Source organism: Clostridium sp. MSJ-8 (assembly GCF_018918325.1).
Classification (GTDB): domain Bacteria; phylum Bacillota; class Clostridia; order Clostridiales; family Clostridiaceae; genus Clostridium.
In genome coordinates this window covers 49,672-68,870 of the sequence record NZ_JAHLQH010000032.1, presented here as the reverse complement: position 1 = coordinate 68,870, position 19,199 = coordinate 49,672, and the positions used below count along the sequence as shown (strand labels likewise).

General features: G+C 28.5%; 22 protein-coding genes and 1 tRNA gene. 3 read left to right on the top strand and 20 right to left on the bottom strand.

What is annotated here, in order from left to right:
- Positions 1–61 precede the first annotated feature (61 nt).
- From KQI77_RS06785 to KQI77_RS06750, 8 genes are all read right to left on the bottom strand, one after another.
- Positions 62–742, bottom strand: coding sequence for an FMN-dependent NADH-azoreductase (locus tag KQI77_RS06785; protein WP_367397285.1), 681 nt, complete (start codon positions 740–742; stop codon positions 62–64).
- Positions 743–790: 48 nt separating this feature from the next.
- A complete protein-coding gene (locus tag KQI77_RS06780) occupies positions 791–1,615 on the bottom strand; it encodes a class I SAM-dependent methyltransferase (protein ID WP_216389610.1) in 825 nt (274 codons plus the stop codon).
- Positions 1,616–1,933: 318 nt separating this feature from the next.
- Entirely contained in the window at positions 1,934–2,848 is a 915-nt protein-coding gene (locus KQI77_RS06775) for a Vpu (RefSeq protein ID WP_216389609.1), read from the bottom strand.
- Positions 2,849–2,979: 131 nt separating this feature from the next.
- Positions 2,980–3,153, bottom strand: a complete 174-nt coding sequence (locus KQI77_RS06770; protein WP_216389608.1) for a hypothetical protein — start codon at positions 3,151–3,153, stop codon at positions 2,980–2,982.
- Positions 3,154–3,370: 217 nt separating this feature from the next.
- Positions 3,371–3,772 carry a type II toxin-antitoxin system HicB family antitoxin gene (locus KQI77_RS06765; protein ID WP_216389607.1) on the bottom strand — a complete coding sequence of 134 codons (402 nt, stop codon included), beginning with the start codon at positions 3,770–3,772 and terminating at the stop codon, positions 3,371–3,373.
- A gap of 230 nt (positions 3,773–4,002) precedes the next feature.
- Positions 4,003–5,004 carry a GGGtGRT protein gene (locus KQI77_RS06760; RefSeq protein ID WP_216389606.1) on the bottom strand — a complete coding sequence of 334 codons (1,002 nt, stop codon included), beginning with the start codon at positions 5,002–5,004 and terminating at the stop codon, positions 4,003–4,005.
- A 31-nt stretch (positions 5,005–5,035) separates the two neighbouring features.
- Positions 5,036–5,728: an iron-sulfur cluster assembly scaffold protein gene (locus tag KQI77_RS06755; RefSeq protein ID WP_216389605.1), complete on the bottom strand. Its 693-nt coding sequence runs from the start codon at positions 5,726–5,728 to the stop codon at positions 5,036–5,038.
- A 215-nt stretch (positions 5,729–5,943) separates the two neighbouring features.
- Positions 5,944–7,146, bottom strand: a complete 1,203-nt coding sequence (locus KQI77_RS06750) for a nucleotidyltransferase family protein (protein WP_216389604.1) — start codon at positions 7,144–7,146, stop codon at positions 5,944–5,946.
- Between the two features lie 147 nt (positions 7,147–7,293).
- Between KQI77_RS06750 and KQI77_RS06745 the strand changes: the two genes are divergently transcribed.
- Positions 7,294–7,373: transfer RNA gene (locus KQI77_RS06745), tRNA-Leu, on the top strand.
- Between the two features lie 176 nt (positions 7,374–7,549).
- Here KQI77_RS06745 and KQI77_RS06740 read toward each other — a convergent pair.
- The 3 genes from KQI77_RS06740 to KQI77_RS06730 form a co-directional block, all read right to left on the bottom strand.
- The gene (locus KQI77_RS06740) at positions 7,550–8,479 is read right to left on the bottom strand and encodes a GH25 family lysozyme (RefSeq protein WP_216389603.1); all 930 of its coding nucleotides are present in this window, start codon (positions 8,477–8,479) and stop codon (positions 7,550–7,552) included.
- A gap of 41 nt (positions 8,480–8,520) precedes the next feature.
- Positions 8,521–9,756: a polysaccharide pyruvyl transferase family protein gene (locus KQI77_RS06735; RefSeq protein ID WP_216389602.1), complete on the bottom strand. Its 1,236-nt coding sequence runs from the start codon at positions 9,754–9,756 to the stop codon at positions 8,521–8,523.
- A 177-nt stretch (positions 9,757–9,933) separates the two neighbouring features.
- Positions 9,934–10,317, bottom strand: a complete 384-nt coding sequence (locus tag KQI77_RS06730) for a DUF3908 family protein (protein WP_216389601.1) — start codon at positions 10,315–10,317, stop codon at positions 9,934–9,936.
- Between the two features lie 219 nt (positions 10,318–10,536).
- Between KQI77_RS06730 and KQI77_RS06725 the strand changes: the two genes are divergently transcribed.
- Complete coding sequence (locus tag KQI77_RS06725; RefSeq protein ID WP_216389600.1) at positions 10,537–10,848, top strand: hypothetical protein; 312 nt, start codon at positions 10,537–10,539, stop codon at positions 10,846–10,848.
- Positions 10,849–10,975: 127 nt separating this feature from the next.
- Here KQI77_RS06725 and KQI77_RS06720 read toward each other — a convergent pair whose 3' ends face one another.
- Both KQI77_RS06720 and KQI77_RS06715 read right to left on the bottom strand, forming a co-directional pair.
- Complete coding sequence (locus KQI77_RS06720; RefSeq protein WP_216389599.1) at positions 10,976–11,767, bottom strand: NERD domain-containing protein; 792 nt, start codon at positions 11,765–11,767, stop codon at positions 10,976–10,978.
- 95 nt (positions 11,768–11,862) lie between these two features.
- A complete protein-coding gene (locus tag KQI77_RS06715) occupies positions 11,863–12,351 on the bottom strand; it encodes a DUF4883 family protein (RefSeq protein ID WP_216389598.1) in 489 nt (162 codons plus the stop codon).
- 125 nt (positions 12,352–12,476) lie between these two features.
- Between KQI77_RS06715 and KQI77_RS06710 the strand changes: the two genes are divergently transcribed.
- Complete coding sequence (locus KQI77_RS06710) at positions 12,477–13,490, top strand: pyruvate kinase (protein WP_216389597.1); 1,014 nt, start codon at positions 12,477–12,479, stop codon at positions 13,488–13,490.
- Positions 13,491–13,748: 258 nt separating this feature from the next.
- On the opposite strand, the gene folK is transcribed toward KQI77_RS06710, so the two are convergent.
- The 7 genes from folK to KQI77_RS06675 are packed head-to-tail and all read right to left on the bottom strand — an operon-like array spanning position 13,749 to position 19,142.
- Positions 13,749–14,573 carry a 2-amino-4-hydroxy-6-hydroxymethyldihydropteridine diphosphokinase gene (folK, locus tag KQI77_RS06705; RefSeq protein WP_216389596.1) on the bottom strand — a complete coding sequence of 275 codons (825 nt, stop codon included), beginning with the start codon at positions 14,571–14,573 and terminating at the stop codon, positions 13,749–13,751.
- A 17-nt stretch (positions 14,574–14,590) separates the two neighbouring features.
- Positions 14,591–15,400: a dihydropteroate synthase gene (folP, locus tag KQI77_RS06700; protein WP_216389595.1), complete on the bottom strand. Its 810-nt coding sequence runs from the start codon at positions 15,398–15,400 to the stop codon at positions 14,591–14,593.
- Between the two features lie 18 nt (positions 15,401–15,418).
- Positions 15,419–15,892, bottom strand: coding sequence for an HD domain-containing protein (locus KQI77_RS06695; RefSeq protein WP_216389594.1), 474 nt, complete (start codon positions 15,890–15,892; stop codon positions 15,419–15,421).
- The gene (gene folE / locus KQI77_RS06690) at positions 15,893–16,447 is read right to left on the bottom strand and encodes a GTP cyclohydrolase I FolE (protein WP_367397284.1); all 555 of its coding nucleotides are present in this window, start codon (positions 16,445–16,447) and stop codon (positions 15,893–15,895) included.
- An 18-nt stretch (positions 16,448–16,465) separates the two neighbouring features.
- Positions 16,466–17,209, bottom strand: coding sequence for an aminotransferase class IV (locus KQI77_RS06685; RefSeq protein WP_216389592.1), 744 nt, complete (start codon positions 17,207–17,209; stop codon positions 16,466–16,468).
- A gap of 12 nt (positions 17,210–17,221) precedes the next feature.
- Positions 17,222–18,565, bottom strand: coding sequence for an aminodeoxychorismate synthase component I (pabB, locus tag KQI77_RS06680; RefSeq protein ID WP_216389591.1), 1,344 nt, complete (start codon positions 18,563–18,565; stop codon positions 17,222–17,224).
- Complete coding sequence (locus tag KQI77_RS06675) at positions 18,555–19,142, bottom strand: aminodeoxychorismate/anthranilate synthase component II (protein WP_216389590.1); 588 nt, start codon at positions 19,140–19,142, stop codon at positions 18,555–18,557. Before KQI77_RS06675 ends, pabB begins: the two co-directional genes overlap by 11 nt.
- Between the last annotated feature and the right edge of the window lie 57 nt (positions 19,143–19,199).

The window sequence follows — 19,199 nt, the reverse complement described above, 5'->3', positions numbered from 1 at the left end:
TAAAAAAATAGTCATTAACATATTAAAAATATAAATATGTTAATGACTATAGCTTAAATTATCATTCATCATTGTCTGTCATAGTATAAAAGTGAAATGTCTCTATCATATCATCTATCTTAGCTTTCGCTTTCTCTATAGCTGATATTCTCTCTTCTTCTGTTGTTCCAGTATTATCAACCTTAATCTCATCTACTCTCTGAATTCCCATGGCCTTCATTATAGATGATACATAATTCTCCCCTTTATCCATTATAGGATCTAATATCCATGGTATAGCTCCACCTGATGATTGAACATATACTGATGCTCTATATCTATCACCAAGTAGTCCTATAGGCTTCTTATCCTTCTGAACCTTGATAGTCTTATTATCTTGAACTATGCAATCAATATATTCCTTCAGTGGCGCAGGAAATGATAAACTCCACATAGGTGCAGCTATAACATACATATCTGCACTAATGAATTCATCACATAACTCTCTTATCTTCTTAATCTCCTTCTGATCTGATTCTGGAAGCTTTCTAGCTGCCTCTTCTTGAATTATACAATTCCTATCCTCAAAATATTGATATTTAAGTCTAGGGATATGCTCCTCATACAAATCAATTTCCTTCACATTAAAATTCTCATTAACCTCAAGAAACTTATTAATAAAATATCGTGCAACAGTCTTAGATGCAGATAATTCTTCTGGTTTAGAATTCACACTAATATATAATAATCTCTTTCTCAAAATACAACACCTCTGATACTTTTTTATTAGTATCTGCAGATGTTCATTATTTTATTCAAATGTTATCTCTACAAACTTCATAATCTCCATCTTACATCCCATTTTCAAAGTTAAACGAGTTGCAAATGGTAATCGCTTTGCCTTAAGGTACTTCTGTGGTAAATCATCAACTACTGTTATTCTCTTAAACTTATCACTCCATACACTAAACATCTCAGCAGCATCATCCACTGCAAAATATATTGTAGCACCAGAATTACCTGTCTTCTTAACCATTCTGTTAGATTTTCTTGCCCCATAACTGCTCTCACAATCGAAATAGATTCCACCACCTGGTAATCTATTTGCTAATGCACAGAAAAGTTTCTTGATCTTATCTGGTTTAAAATAATAGAATACACCTCCACTTATAGCATATACTCCTTCTGATACCTCTACATCTAGTTTATCTATCCAAGATAAATCAAATGCATCTGAAGCAATATTCCTTTCTCTATCTCTGCATGGAAGAACCTTCTCACGAATCTCTATAACATCTAGTAAATCTAGATTAACCCACTTGCATTCTCCATTATCAACTTCTGAAAATCCAGTAGATAATCCACATCCAATATCTATAATAGTTGCCCTTGGATGCTTAACTAAGTATTCCCTTACCTTACTACATAACATCTTCTGACGAATAGCCCAAGTTACAACTTGAAATTCTTTTAAATTCAATGAATCAAAATCATAATCTATCTTCTCTATAGCTTGCTGTGATAAATCATCATCTAATAACCCTTGATATTTTCTAGAACAATATGCTCTTCCATATAGCGGTAGTAAAAGAGTTTCTTGTATAGTATTCTTCTTAATTGTTATCTTCTCACTCATATTCGATTCTCTCCTTAAACAATAGCCATATTTAGCTATACTCTAACTACTTTTAAGTATAGCAAACGTATGGTAACTGTTACAATATTATGAAGTGAGAATATTTTTCAATAATACATCTTCATTTAATTATTTCTGGAATTTATATTTTTCTTAAATCATTTATCATTTGATTCAAAAGAAATTTAGAATTTAAAATCGTCTTAAACTTAGTATTTTCAATGGGTTCAAGCTTTTTTATCCTCTCTAATTTCATATCAAAATTAAATCTACAACAAAACAATTTGTAGTTTTCGATTCTAAATTTTAAATTACTAATCATACATTGCTAATTTCACTAATTTGATAATTTTCTATATCTGTATTATATTTAAACGTATATTTCCAAGTAAATGTTTTACTAGTTGTTCCTTTAGAATTTGTAATATTAAAAACTTCTTCATCAATTACTGTTCCTTCTAATTTGTCACTAGAAAATGTTATATCTTTCGCAGTAAATCCCAAGAACTCTTCTTTAATTCCTTGATCATACCAACTCTTAATAGCTGCCTTTTGGTCATTATATAAGGTACTATTAGGATATAAATAATAAGCTATCTCAGAAAAATCATTTTCATTAACTGCTTCTGGAAAATGCTCTAAAAATCCTCTTATTAAATCTTCCACATTTGCCCTTGAAGCTATGTAATCATTAACTTTAACATTTTCTGCAGTTCTTATCTCAGCTTCTTCTGCTGCATATTTATTATTTCCTTTTTCTATTAATATGTTAATTTTATCTATATAGTCTTTTGCTCTTTGATATTTTTTTGAATTGATATATTGATCTACTTTATCAATATATTTTTGAATACTTTCCTCATTATAAAGATTAGATATGTCCATCTTCTCTATATCTCTAATTTCTTCAGTCAAATCTTCTTCATTATTTTTTGCTATTTTATCATACAAGGCATCCAAATCTGTTTTGTTTGTATTTATCTGAGATACCTTATTATTATTTATAATATCTTGACTTTCTTTAATTAAATCTTCATATTTAGTTTCCTTATCCCCTAAAACAAGATTATCAAAATCGTCTTTTTTATTTTTAATATATCTACTGTAATTACTTATCTCTCTTTTTTGTTCTTTGTTTTTGTATATTCTAAATGCTACTAATCCCCCTACCAATATACAAGCCACAATAACTACAGAAATAATTATTGATATAATTAACTTTTTATTCTTCATTAATAGTTACTCCCTCTACTTATAATTTATAAAATAATATTTTATAGTATTATTCTAAACTTTTCATACACATATTTCAAATTTCTAGAACCACAAAGCAGTCAATACAAACATATCGACTGCTCCTTAATTTACAATTCTTTTCTTCTCTCTGCTATTAATTGTTCTAACTCTTCTAAATCTTCCTTGGTTGCTTGATTCTTTACAAAACCTCTCGCTCTTGACCTATTACTTAGGTATTTGGCTCTTTCTTTATTCTTCTCTTGCCACCTTTTATTAGCTTCTGTTTGTGCATTATCACTCATGTTAAATACCTCCTAACATACCTTTTACTGCAAATATTAAAATTGCTATTAAACCAATAAGTATTAATGTTTTAATAATTAATTCTTTGTATAGTTTTTTCATATTACTTTTGGAGAATACATTTGTTATTATCTTATTAAGGGGCTAAGGTTCCATCTTAACCTCTCTTATTTTAAACAAATAAACCTTTACATCTATCTACTACCTAATTAAATACTAATCATTTATTCCTATCTTTTCTTTGATTGCTTTCTGTAATAATGCTGAAAAGTTTATTCCTTCTTTCTCAGCTATTTTATTTAACCAATATGGAATAGTTAGTGTTTTTTTTACTGCTTTACTGTTCATTTCTTCTCGTACTGGTTTCATATATACAATTATAGGTACTAAAAATTCATTTTCTTTTACTTTTATATCAATCGGACTTGTAGCTTCAGGAATATAATCCTTGTCTTCTTCCATTCCAAATAGGTGTAGCTCTAAAGCTTCTTTTGCATTTTTTATTCCATCTTCAATATTTTCTCCAAATGTATAACATCCTGGTAAATCACAAAAACTTATTGAATATCGTTCATCTTCTTCTATAGAAAATGTTGCAAAAAATAAATATTTATCCATAATATTTTTCTCCTTCATTTAGCTTACATTAAATTGTATACGTATTATTAATACTCGTCAATATCTTTTGTCTATATTATTCCATTTATTTACCTTTACAACTGGATTATAGATGTAAGACAAGAATAAGCAAAACATTTTCACTTACTTTAAATGACATTAATTTTATAACATAAGAGAAAAAAGGTATCAGACCCAAATGCCTGATACCTTATAAAGTACCTAAAATACTACTTGTTCATACCTTCTTCAACAGCAACTGCAACTGCAACTGTAGCACCAACCATTGGGTTGTTACCCATTCCGATAAGACCCATCATTTCAACGTGAGCTGGAACTGATGAAGATCCTGCGAATTGAGCATCTGAGTGCATTCTTCCCATAGTATCTGTCATACCGTAAGAAGCTGGACCTGCTGCCATGTTATCTGGGTGAAGAGTTCTACCAGTACCACCACCTGATGCAACTGAGAAGTACTTCTTACCTTGAGCTATACATTCCTTCTTGTATGTTCCTGCAACTGGATGTTGGAATCTAGTTGGGTTAGTTGAGTTACCAGTGATTGATACGTCAACACCTTCCATGTGCATTATTGCAACACCTTCTCTAACATCGTTAGCACCGTAACATCTTACCTTAGCTCTATCTCCATTTGAGTAAGCTTTTTCTGAAACTACTTTAACTTTTCCTGTGAAGAAGTCAAATTCAGTTTGAACATATGTGAATCCATTGATTCTTGAGATGATCTTAGCAGCATCTTTTCCAAGACCGTTTAAGATAACTCTTAATGGTTCTTTTCTTACTTTGTTAGCTTTTTCAGCTATCTTGATAGCACCTTCAGCAGCAGCGAATGATTCGTGTCCTGCTAAGAATGCGAAACATTTAGTTTCTTCTCTTAAAAGCATAGCTCCTAAGTTTCCGTGTCCTAAACCAACTTTTCTATCATCTGCAACTGATCCTGGGATACAGAAAGCTTGTAATCCTTCTCCGATTGCTTCAGCAGCGTCTGCAGCTTTCTTGCAACCTTTCTTTATTGCTATAGCAGCACCTAAAGTGTATGCCCATCCAGCATTTTCGAATGCTATTGGTTGAGTTTCTTTAGTTATTGTATATGGATCTATTCCGATTGAAGCACATACTTCTTTTGCTTCTTCTAAAGTTTTCATTCCGTATTTTTCTAATACTGGAGTGATTTGATTTATTCTTCTTTCATAACTTTCAAATAATGCCATGATAAATATTCCTCCTTAAAAATCCTTTATACTATTCATGTCTTGGGTCAACTAGCTTAACTGCATCGTCAACTCTTCCATATTGGCCTTTAGCTTTTTCTAAAGCTTCATTTGCATCCATACCTTTTCCGATCATTTCCATCATCTTGCCAAGGTGAACGAATTTATATCCGATAATTTCGCTATCTGCATCTAATGCAACATCTGTTACATATCCTTCAGCCATTTCTAAGTATCTAGGTCCTTTAGCTAAAGTTCCGTACATAGTACCAACTTGTGATCTAAGTCCCTTTCCTAAATCTTCAAGGCCTGCTCCTATTGGTAATCCACCTTCTGAGAAAGCAGTTTGAGTTCTACCATAAACTATTTGTAAGAATAATTCTCTCATAGCTGTGTTTATAGCGTCACAAACTAAGTCTGTGTTTAATGCTTCTAATATAGTCTTTCCTGGTAATATTTCTGAAGCCATAGCAGCTGAATGAGTCATTCCTGAACATCCTATTGTTTCAACTAATGCTTCTTGGATTATACCGTCTTTAACGTTTAATGTTAATTTACATCCTCCTTGTTGAGGTGCACACCAACCAATACCATGAGTTAATCCTGATATATCAGTGATTTCTTTAGCTTGTACCCATTTTCCTTCTTCAGGAATTGGTGCTGGTCCATGATTTACGCCTTTAGCAACTACGCACATTTCTTCAACTTCTCTTGAATACATCATACTTGTTTTCTCCTCCCAAATTATTATAAATTACTTTAAAATAATCGATATTTTTTTATAATTGGTCAACTAACCTTACCTCAAGAGTATTTCTACCCATCAATCATTTTAACAAATTTATAGAAGTCAAACAACCTTATATTTTAAATTTTTTATTTATTATGCGTAAATCTTTCAAGTTTTTTGTTTATTTTTTTAATTTTATTACTATCCATTTACAATTCAAAATATTCCACCAATTCTTTCCTATTTTTTCCTATCTCAATAGCTTGCCTACAATATTCTTTTCTTTCACTTCTACTATATTTTTTAAATAATCCTTCTTTTGTATGATAATGTAGACAGGCATATATATATGTTATTGGATATTTCATAACATATTCGTACCCTTCAACCTTTGCAAGGGTCTTCTTTAACGGAAAATACATTCTTAATTTTTTATATCTAAATGAATGTGCATTTTTCTTTTCACCATATCTAGATAGCATTGTAAAGTCTGGATTTTCTAATTTCTTCCCATTCTTTCCTGATATAATCATATTATCTACAATCATTTTACTTGCTTTTGCTTCTATATCTTCTATTATTTCTTGGTTTATCTCTACCCCATAATAATCATTAATAGTTTTAAATATACCTTTAGCAAATTTTTTTATTCCATATTTATCTAATTCACTCATTAGATAATCCCAATCTATTTTTTTATTTTCTTTTTGTATTATAAGAGCCATATCATACAAAAACCTTATACCAAATCCACTGAATTTTGCATGAACAACAGTATGCATTATTAAGTAAATCAATAAATTATCTATATCAAACTCACTATAATAACTACTTTGAATTAAGTTATTCCATACATTCTTTTCAAATTCATCCTTATCATATCTATAAAAATAGCTATTTATAAGCTTAAAATGTATTTCATATAATATTCCTTCATATACATAAGATCTATGAACATCATGATCTTCAGTTTCTTCTTTACATCCTTTATCTAAAAAATACTTTTTCACCTTTTCATAATCTTCAGTTTTTATAAGTAAATCAGCATCGCTCATCTCTCTGAATTCACTTCTACGATAATATTTTTTCACTTGTAGTCCCTTAAGTATAGTTATGTCTACACCTAAATCATTTAAATCATGAATTACTTTCATAATCTTAACTAATCTAAGACTCTCCATTGAACTTATTACTATCATCTGTTTCTTTATATCTTCGAATCTTTTATCTCCCCTAAATCTATCTAGAGTGTTCCTATCTAGGTAATAATATATTAATGATAAAATCCCTTGTTCCTTTGCTTCTTCTAATACATCAATAGCATCTATATTATCTGCCAATGTATACTTATCATTAGGGTTTATTATTGAACTCTTCAATATGTCAATAACTGCTTTTTCATAATCTTTCATGTACGTTATACCCCTATTTTTCATTATTTTCTTTACATAAATAATTATAATTTAAATTTCATACTACAACAACAAATTACTTTATCATATTTTTAAAATTTCTTCTTGTGTTAATCTATATGTTGTGCTAATATATTATTGTTGCTTGCCGCCATGGCGGAATTGGCAGACGCACATGACTCAAAATCATGCGGGCAACCGTGTGGGTTCAAGTCCCACTGGCGGCACTTATATTTTGTGAGAATGGCTATATAACTAGGTTGTAGACCTAGTTATATAGCTATTTTTTTGTTTTTCCCCTACTAGATATAAGATAATATAATTTTTTAGTTATATGTATTACCGCCGATTCATTTACTAAATATCCTCGGCGACATTGCTGTAATATCAAATGCTATTTAATCTATAATCCTAATAACTTTCTCCAAGTATTCTTTCCAACAATTCCATCAATCACAAGTTTATTATCTCTCTGATACTTAACTACTGCCTCTTTAGTTCTAGAACCAAATATTCCATCAGTAGATCCACAATTATATCCTAATGAATTAAGTTTACTCTGAATCCATCTAGTTATATTGCCCCTTGCTCCTTCTCTTACCATAATACATGCATTAAGGGTTTTCGGCCCAGCAATATTGTCAATCACCAAATTGGCATTAAATTGTTTATTTAATTCTCCTTGTAATATTGAAATAGCATGAGAAGTAGTTGATTCATTAGATACTTGTCCACCTACAACATTGTTTACAGTAGTCATTTCAATTCCTGTTGTAAAATTATCAAGGTCTATATTACCTCTATAACCAGATATTCTTCCAGATCCACTATATTGATGTCCTACAAAATTACTCCACACATAATTAGGTTTTACAGTTTGAGATTGGTTATAATCTGCAATCCAGCATTTATAACTACTTAATCTTTTATCTAAATAGCTATTTGCAAATGAAGTATAGGTATACACAATACAATCTATATTGCTTAACTCCTTAAATTTCCTTAGAAACTGCAATGCTCTATCAGAAACTGCACTTCTGCTTCTTTTTGCTACATTACTCTCTATATCTAATACCGGAATCAAACTATAACCAGTTCCTCTTATAGCATTATAAAAATCCTTAGCTTGTTCACTAGGATCACTTTTTTCACTAAAATAATGATAGAACCCATATTTAATATTTGTTTGTTTTATATTATTAAGGTTTGTTCTAAAACCTTTATCTACAAATCCAACTCCTTCTGTTGCCTTTATATAACAATATATTATACTCTTGTCTAAAGCCTTAAAGTTAATTCCAGATTGATATACACTAATATCTATTCCATTCATAAAAAAGGCCTCCCTTCTCATTCTATAAGTATTATTTATACTTATAAAATGTTACTAGGCACACTATCATTCTCTAAAGTACAACATCTTGCCTTATACTCTGCATCTACACATTCTATTATGCCCTCTATTTTTTTTCTAGCTATATAATTTACATCATATAATCTTCTTCTTATCTCTTCCCTATTATTAAATTGAATTATGATTCTATCTATAATCTCCTTTTTATTGCTTTTCTGTAGATTACCTATACAATCCTCTAGATTTTTTCTCTTGAGATTATCTATAAAAGATAAATTACCACTAATAATATAAGTTGGAACTAACATACTAATTGCATCTATACAAGCTATAGGGCTACTGCCTATTAAAAAATCACACTTGTGTATTATTCTTCTTAGAGCTTCTTCTTCATAATACCTACCTATACTCTCTACTCTTTCATTATTATTTCCATAAGCTATTGAATTACAGAACCTATAGTCTTCATGACTCTCTTCACTATAAACTTCTTCATAAGGTATAAGCAATATATCTATCCTTGAATCCTTCAATAACTCATCTATAATATCCATTATCATACTTTTATAAGTAATTAATTCTTTATCTAACTTAGAACTTATATTTATTCCAACAGTTATTCTATTTTTTTTATTATTTTCATGCACTAATTCCCTCTGTTTTTCTTCATAGTAATATGATAGATCTGGTAACACATTAACTCTTCTAATGCACCTCAAATCTTGTTCTATATAGTCCTTACTATACCCATCTAGTACAAACACTTCTCTAGCAGATTCTATCACTTTTCTTGCATATTTTTCTCTAATTTTACTATCAAATGGTCCTATAGATTGTGGCATCAATATAAGTGGTTTATTCTTATTTAATACAAGCTTTTTATTTAACATTGATAATATATAGCTCTTAACTCCATTTCCATCATTGAATCCTTCGCCATTACTCATATCCCATATATAATCTGCAGATTCTATTTCCTTAAGTAATGTATTTTTACTATTTCCAAAGCTACCTAGCTTAGAATATATATATGAATGAATTAGTTCTCTCTTAGGTATTCCATATTCCTTAATTAGCACTATGTCGTCCTTGTATATTATTTTATGAACCTTATTCTTGTTTCCTATAGATATAATCTTTATATCTACATTTAATCCGTATTTATTTAGTAATAAAACAATTTGAGCTTTAGTTAATGAATATAATGATTTTTCCTTGCTTTGTAATGATGATTCTAATAAAATAATCTTCTTCATTAAAAATACCCCTTTAAAATTGAACATAATAATACACTATATAATTATTCCTCACCCTCTTAACATATTCTTATTTTTATAAAAATTGAAATTAAAACCAAAATAAAAAAAAAGTTTGCCAAAGTAATAGAATATAAATTTACTACTTTATGACAAACTCTTTTTTTATTTTGAGTGTTATTTATATAAATATATTAAGATGTCTTTAATTATCTCATTAAATCTACTAGAATATTGATCAGAAGTATCATTATATCCATCAAAACATTCTACTTCATCACCAAACTCTATAATCAATCTATATCTCTCATCTTCATCTATATCACATTTTATTGTTCTTATATCTGATTTATTATACATAGATATATTAATTGAATTTCCTTCCATCCTAAGTTTTATAAACTTCTTGTCATTAAATACATATAATATAGGTTTGTAATTCTTTATATATAAGTTCTTTAAATAATATAAACTATTGTTTTCTAAGAACCCTAATTCTTTTGCTTTTTTTAATAATAAATCTTCTGTTTTAATTGATATAACATTGTTTAATACTTCCATAAATCTCTCCCCCTTCATGTATATTATTCTACTTTTGTAAATAAATTTCAATTAACAAATTGTAAACTTTTACTTAAGCTTATATTCTATATTTATACCTTTACATAAAATATAAAATTTATTTTTATTAAACAGTAGACAACTTTAAATTTCTGTATTATATTTAAGTTGTAAATAATTTTATAATCACATCATGTAAAGAATCAGGGGGTATTATTTATGATAGTTAAATGTATTGATAATAACTTATGTTCAAGTTTAACAATTAATAAGGAATATACAGTTATTGAAGAAGCTCCAGAATATTATGTAATCTTAGATGATAACAGAGATGAAACTATATGTAGAAAATCTAGATTTCAAGTTATAGTTGACGGTGGTGTTACTAAAAAAGTAAAAGCTACTATAACTGAACTTACTCATCAATTAGATATTGATTGTGCTGATATAAAACATATCAACATCAGAAAAAATTCTAGTGGAGAAATTAAAGAAATATCTATAAAATTTAATTATGAACCAAAGAAATAGTTCTAAAAAAAAAAATTATTTCATACATGAAAATGCCCATTTCATTTAATAAATTGAAATAGGCATTTTTTTGTTAACAAAATCCATAAACATGTAAGCCTATGAATTTATATGTGAGAAATTTTTATCATCCTATCATCTTAAATATATACAAAACTGCAGCAAATGATATAATTGTAATTCTACTACGATATTGCCACTTATAATCTAGATATTTCTGAAATAACTTATTATCTTGTTGCAGTTCTCTTTCTGTAACTATAATAGGATATAGTTTATCATATAATTCATCCTCATTATATTCCTCTTCATTATCAAAATTATCTATATAATCAGCTAAATCCATATACATAACTATAGGTACACTACTGCTTTCTTCTTCTGTCACATCTACACTTTCATCTATCATAACAATTAAGTCGTTTATCTCTTCTTCCTTATATACTTTTGATAGTAATTCTCTATTTTCTCTAATCTTATTGATAGGTGATACTAATGTTTCTTCTCTTCTATTATTGACTTTCTTCCACGAATTATATTCTGAAACTACTATATTCCCCTTATAATCACAGAATACAATATTAAATACTCCATGTTTATTAATAATAATAGCATCAAAATATTTCTCTATATTGTTATACTTCAATGTTAATCCTAACAGACTAGTAGTCTTAGAATCCTTTATCTTCTTACATACTCTACTAATATTATTATTTATCTCTATACAATTCAAATCTGATGTCTTCAATCTAAGGTTTTTAACTAATGGTATAACTAAATATATTCCTAGAACTAATAAAAAGAATTCTCTAGACATAGTATCTAATCCAACCATAAGTAATAATATCGAAATCTTATATACTATATATACCAAAAATAAAGCTGAAAAAATATAAAAAATCCTCTTAAATATATTCAAAACTATCACTTCTGAACCCTATCTTATTCAGAAATTACTCCTTCCTACTTAATCTGCATTTTTTATTATTCCCATACTTAATTTTTTTATACCTACTATTGCATATAATTTTTTCTCTCTTCTACAGTCTTACAAAAATCATATAGATTATATCTTAAGGGAACCCCCTTCATATCAATAACATCTTCATTAAATACGCCGTCCCAAGGAAACACTCTTGCTCTATCTTTATCATAAATCTTTATTATATACTTATCTCCTGATTTGAATTTTATTCTTATCTGATAAGGTTCTATCTCTTCAATATCTCTATATTTTTTATAATTCTTTTCTTCTAAACTAGAAAAAAAATTTTCTATTATTTTAGATTCAGTTTCATCTATAGGACTAGCTTCTGTTATGTCTGTATAAAAAACCTCAATTGTATATTCTTCACCTAATAATATTTTATTATAAACTTCATTTGAATAATAATTTAAGCTTCCTTTTTCTTTTATATGAACATATTTTGGATCATCAAAAAAACAACCTTGTAATACTATTACTAAAACAAAAGCTAAATATATTAGATTTATTTTCTTCACCATTATTCCCCCAACATAAAATAAATTATATTTATAAATTTATTCAGTTTTTTTATATTTATGTGATATAAATTCTTCATAAATAGTAATAATAATAAAGAATGTTATTTTAAAGGAGTCTTTGTATGTATATAATAGGAACTAGTGGTATGAATACCAAGAATAAATCTATACTCTCTAACTTAATAAATAGTGGTCTAGATACAATAAGATTAAATGCTGCACATGGTACTACTTATGAATTTCAAGATATAATTAACTACACTCAAAAGAATAATCATAACATACATATTCTCTTAGACCTTGCTGGTTCTAAGATACGAGTAAGCAATAAATTAAAAAACACATTATCTATAAACACAGGAACCAAAGTTCTATTTTGTGGAGAAGACGTCTATACTTCCCTTAATACTCAAAAAAATATCTTAATAGTTCCTCTTACCATTGACAATGATTCACTTATAGCTTCTCCAATAACTAATATATCCATAAAAGATGGCACGCTAAATTTTAACATACTAGATATATCCTCTAAAGGAATACTTACTATATCCAAAAATAATGGAATAATACGAGAAACAAAAGGCTGCAACATTCCAGGGTTAAAGAAATGCTCTAATCATTTATCTAATAATGATAAAAAATACTTAAATTGGGGTCTTAAAAACTCTATAGACATTATCTCGCAATCTTTTGTTGAAGATTCTTTAGATTTAATACATCTAAAAAATTACATTAAGTCTCATTCTAATTCAAGCCCTAAAGTTTTTGCCAAAATCGAAACTCTAGTAGGTTACAACAATATAAACTCTATACTAAATGAATGTGATGGAATAATTATAGGAAGAGGCGACTTAATTCCAGAAACCTCCTTATTAGAAGCTCCACTTATAGAAGATATTATAATAAATAAAACTCAATCTCAAAACAAAAAAATTATTATAGCAACTCATCTATTAGATTCCTTAAAAAAGAGCACTTCACCAACTCTTACCGAAGTTGAATGCATATATAATTATATAAAAATAAATATAGACGGATTCATTTTATGCGGTGAAACTTCCTATGGAAAACACCCTATTAAATCCGTTAGAATGTTAAAATCACTTATTGAGAGGTATCAAAATAACATTGAATAAGAAAGCTTCATTATCTGTTGCCTGGATTGCAATAGGCATATTAACTATTTATCTTATATATAAAACTATTTGTATTTTTTTATAATAATCTAAATCTACTACAAGCTCACAAAAAGACGCTTACACATTATAATGTAACCGCCTTTTTGTTTTACTTTATAGTAAATAATATTTCAACATACTTATGGAAAAGAAAATAAGTACTAAAAAAACACTAATAATCTTTTCACATATTACATTTTAATTCATTTATTGTAATTACTTACTTTGATCTTGAAGTTCCTCTAATAATCTAAATACACGCTTTTTACTTAATGGATGAACGATATTAGGGTTAATTTCACATAATGGTTTTAGTACAAATTCCCTCTCTTCCATTCTAGGATGAGGCAATATAACCATTTCATCATCACTTACTAGATCATCATACATAATTATATCAAGATCTATAATTCTAGGTCCCCATCTAACAATTCTCTCTCTCTTCATATCACTCTCTATGTTTAAAAGCTTCTGCATAAGTTCTCTAGGAGTAAGAAGAGTTTTTAATTTAACTGCACCATTTAGGAATTCTTCTTGATCAGTATACCCCCATGGTTCTGTAACAATAAAACTAGATATTTCTTGTACTATAGTATCCTTACCTTCTGCAATCTTCTCTATAGCTACTTCAAGATTATGCTTCTTATCACCCATATTGCTACCTATTGACAAATAAGCTGTGTGCCAAGCACGTTCTATCTCTACAGCAGCATAATCTAAATGTCTACCTATTGGTGCCCAAGGTTTCTTTAGTGTTACTTTAACAGACTTTACTTCTGGATAATTACATAATGTATATTCTGCTATCTTTTCTGCTGCAGTTTCAATAAGATCATAAGAACATCTAGTAAATTCTTTCTCTATTCCATGACATAACTCGCCATAATGCACTGATTTAGTTAAATCCCCAGTAACACCAGCTTCTCTTAGATCTAATGTTAACTCTAAATCCAATACAAATTTCTGTCCTAATGTTTTTTCTTCGTTAAACACTCCATGATTTGCAAATATCTCTACATTTTTTAAATATATCTTGTCCATATATTCTAAGCCCCTTATTATTTAGCTTTTAACATTGCATCTGTCATTACACATGCTCTCTTATTTTCCTTAACATCATGAACTCTTATGAATTCACAACCTTTTACAATTCCTAATACAGTAGTAGCAATTGTTCCTTCAACTCTCTCATCTACTGGAAGATCTAATGTTAATCCTATCATTGACTTTCTAGATGTTCCAAGAAGTATAGGTAATTCGAATTTCTTTAAGTCTTCTAAATGATTCATTACACTTAAGTTTTGTTCTAGAGTCTTTCCAAATCCTATTCCTGGATCAAGTATTATCTTATCTCTGTCTACACCATTTTCAAGTGCTATGCTTATACATTCAGTTAAATCAGTTATTATGTCTTTCATCAAGTTATCATAATCAGTATTATCTCTATTATGCATTAATATACATGGTACATCATATTTAGCAGCTACCTTTGCCATATTTTTATCTTTTTTAAATCCCCATATGTCATTAATAACATCTGCTCCTGCTAATATTGCTGCTTCTGCAGTTTCAGCCTTATATGTATCTATAGATATAGGAATATCATATTTAGCTTTTATAGCTTTTATAACTGGTACAACTCTCTCTATTTCATCTTCTACTGAAACGACTTCGAAGTTAGGTCTAGTTGACTCTCCTCCTATATCTATTATATCTGCTCCCTCTTCTATAAGCTTTCCAGCTCTCTCAACAGCTGCATCTAATTCATTGAATTTTCCACCATCAGAAAATGAATCAGGAGTAACATTAAGTATCCCCATTACATACGTTCTTTCGCCTAAATTAAATTCTTTTGTTCCTATTTTCATAATTAATTACCTCTTTATTTATATAATTATATCAAAATTTTTCTTGTCCTTACTCCAATAACATTCCTTCTCAGCTAAACACATAAAACAATTTCTAGATTCCTTATCACTAGTATATATTATATTCTCTAGTTCCCCAACAGTTTTTCTTCTATGAGAATCAATTGCCCTTAGGATTATTTCTACTTCCTCTTCTGTATAAGAGGTTTCTGATAATATATCTCTAGCTATAATTACACTTCCTTCATCATGAGGAATTCCTTTATTATATTGAAGTACTCTCCCTATATCATGCAATAGTCCAATTGCATATATTATATCCTTTGAATAATTAAGATTATTCTCTAAAACCTTAATGTAAGCTATTCTTGATACATCAAGAAAATGCTCCATTGTATGCTTACAGAACTCCCTATCTTGTTCTAATTCATTTAATTCATTAAGATATTTTGTGTATTTTTTGTTATGAAGTATCTCATTTACCTTATTCATCTATCTATCTAATAAGTAGAAAACTTCATTTCTTAATTCCTTGTCTTCTACAAATTTTCCTCTATATGTTGTAGTTACTGTCTTAGTTCCTGGTTTCTTAACGCCTCTCATAGTCATACACATATGCTCAGCTTCTATTACAACCATTACCCCTTGAGCTCCTAAATATTCTTGTATTGCATCTGCTATCTCTGCTGTTAATTGCTCTTGTAATTGAGGTTTCTTGGCATACACTTCTACTGTTCTTGCTAGTTTAGATAAACCTGCAACCTTTCCATTTGGAATATATGCAATATGCGCCTTACCATAGAAAGGAACTAAATGATGTTCACACATTGAATAAAATGTAATATCTTTTTCTATTACTAAATCATTATTGTCTACAGTAAAAGTTTTAGATAAATGTTCTTCAGCTGTCTGACCTAGTCCAGAAAAAATCTCCTCATACATTCTAGCAATTCTATCTGGAGTTTCTATAAGACCTTCTCTATTAGGATCTTCTCCTATAGCTTCTAGTATAAGCTTTACTCCTTCTTTTACTTTATCCTTATTAATCATTTCAATTAATTCCTCCTAATTTATCTTGGTGTTTTCATAATCTTTTCTTATTATACTACTAATTTCTCCATTATTATAGGATGTATTATTTATTTTAGAAACTTTCATAATTCCCATTAAGCTATTTGTTATAAATACTTCATCATATTCTGATATATCTTCTATATCTATAGAAGTCTCTATAACCTCATAATTATCCATAATCCATCTTCTTATTACACCTTCTAGCAATCCTTCTGATACCTTTGGTGTATATATCTTTTTATCCTTCACAAAGAATATATTAGCACAACTTGTTTCTGTAATTTTATCCTCTTCATTCAAAAAAATCAAATCATTATATCCTTTTTTTACTGCTTCTTGCTTCTGTAATATATTTTCATAATAACAACAAGATTTTATGTAAGTAAGTCTAGAAGTCTTATTTCTCCTTACTTCTGATACAGTCAGGTTGAATCCATCTCTATACATATCTTCTGTATATGGTATAGGTCTTGTTGATATTATAATATTTTTATCAGTTACAGTTATCTTAAAAGATGTATTATGTAGAGATAATTTGTCATCTATAAATTCTCTTAACTTCTTCTCTTCTAGCTGATCCATATTTAAAACATCTAGAGCCTTCTTTAATCTCTCAATATGATAATCTAACAATACTGGTTTATCATAATATGCTATTGTTTCAAATGCTCCTTTACCAAAAAATACACCTTGATCAACATAAACTTTATCTTCATTATATAATATATCACGCATAATAAATTCCCCCTATAATACTCTCATTAGAGCCTTTGCCTTATCTATAGTTTCATACCATTCTGCTTCTGCATCACTTTCATAAGTTATTCCGCCACCTACGCCAAAATATGCTTTATTATCTTTTTTAATTATTGTTCTAATAGCTATATTAAAATCACAATTACCTCTTATATCAAAATATCCTATACACCCTGTATATATATTTCTCTTAAGTCCTTCTAATTCTTCTATTATCTCCATTGCTCTTATCTTAGGTGCTCCAGTAATAGATCCTCCAGGATAACACTCCTTAATACATCTTACACTAGAAACATTATCTTCAAGCACACCTTCTATCTCAGATACAAGGTGAAATACTGTTGCATACTCTTCAATCTTAAATAATTCAGTAACCTTAACTGTTGATGCTTTACATACTTTACTTAGGTCATTTCTCTCTAAATCTACTATCATAAGTAATTCTGACTTATCCTTCTCAGAATTAATTAATTCTTCTCTATTCTTATTATCTTCTTCTATATTATATCCTCTAGGTCTAGTTCCCTTAATAGGTCTAGTATATGCTTTTCTATCTTGTACATACATAAATCTCTCAGGTGATGATGAAATAATCTGAAAATCTCCGCAATCCATATATGCAGCAAATGGAGCCGGATTAATAGTTCTAAGTTTCTCATATATAGTAAATGAATCTTCATAGTTATCACACCATACATCTCTGGTCATATTAGCAATATACATATCCCCATTTCTTATATATTCTCTCATACTAGAAATAGCCTTTATATATTCTTCTTTTGTAAAATTAGAATAAAATTCTGTATTCTCTGCTCCAAGTTCTATTTCTAACTCTTCATCAGAATATTTGTTTAATATTGTATTATATATATTTTCTATACTATTTTCTATAAATCCTAATGCTGTTATGTATGTCTTATTATTTTCATGATCAAATATGATTATATTCTCATATAAATAAAATATACTATCAGGAATATCTATAAAACTCTCTGAAGTATCAGGTAACTCTTCTAATATTCTTCCCATATCATAAGAAAAATACCCTACAAGTCCTCCTACAAATGGAATGTTGGAATCATATGCTATATTATATTTAGAAATTAATTTCTCCAATACTTCAAAAGGTTCTCCTAAAACCTTATTACCATCTATATATGCATCATGACCTCTACTCATAAATGTTGATAATACATTAACTCCAATAAAAGAATATCTTCCTAACTTAGAATCTAGCTTTGCACTATCTAGATATATATTATTGTCATAATTAAATAGTTTAAATACGTTAAGACTATTATAATTCTTATCTAATTGTTTAATTCTAAAATTCATTATTAAACCTCTTGCATTCATATATAAAATTCTTTAATAATTTATGCCCTTCTTCTGTAAGTTCTGCTTCTGGATGAAATTGAACTCCATATATAGGATATTCTCTATGTCTAATTCCCATTATTACTCCATCTGAAGTTTCGGCTGTAATAACAAGTTCCTCTGGAAAGTCTATCTTAGACACTATAAGTGAATGATATCTAGTTACATTAAGCGGATTCTTTAAATCTTTAAATATCCCTTCATTATTATGTATCACTTTGCTTACCTTACCATGAACTGGATATTCACCTTTTGTTATCTTTGCATTAAAACTTTCCCCTATACATTGATGTCCTAAACATATTCCTAGTATAGGAACTTTTCCTTTAAATTTGTTTATTATTTCTAGAGATAATCCTGCTTCTTTGGGATTCTTAGGACCTGGAGATATTATTATTCCTTCATAGTGTTTCTCTTCTATCTCTTCTATTGTTATTTTATCATTCCTATATACTTCTATATCTTCATCTAGTTCTCTAAAATATCTAACAAGATTATATACAAATGAATCGTAATTATCTATCATTAGTAACATATTTATGTTCCTTTCAATCTTTATCATACACGATTATAACACATTTATTTGGTATAT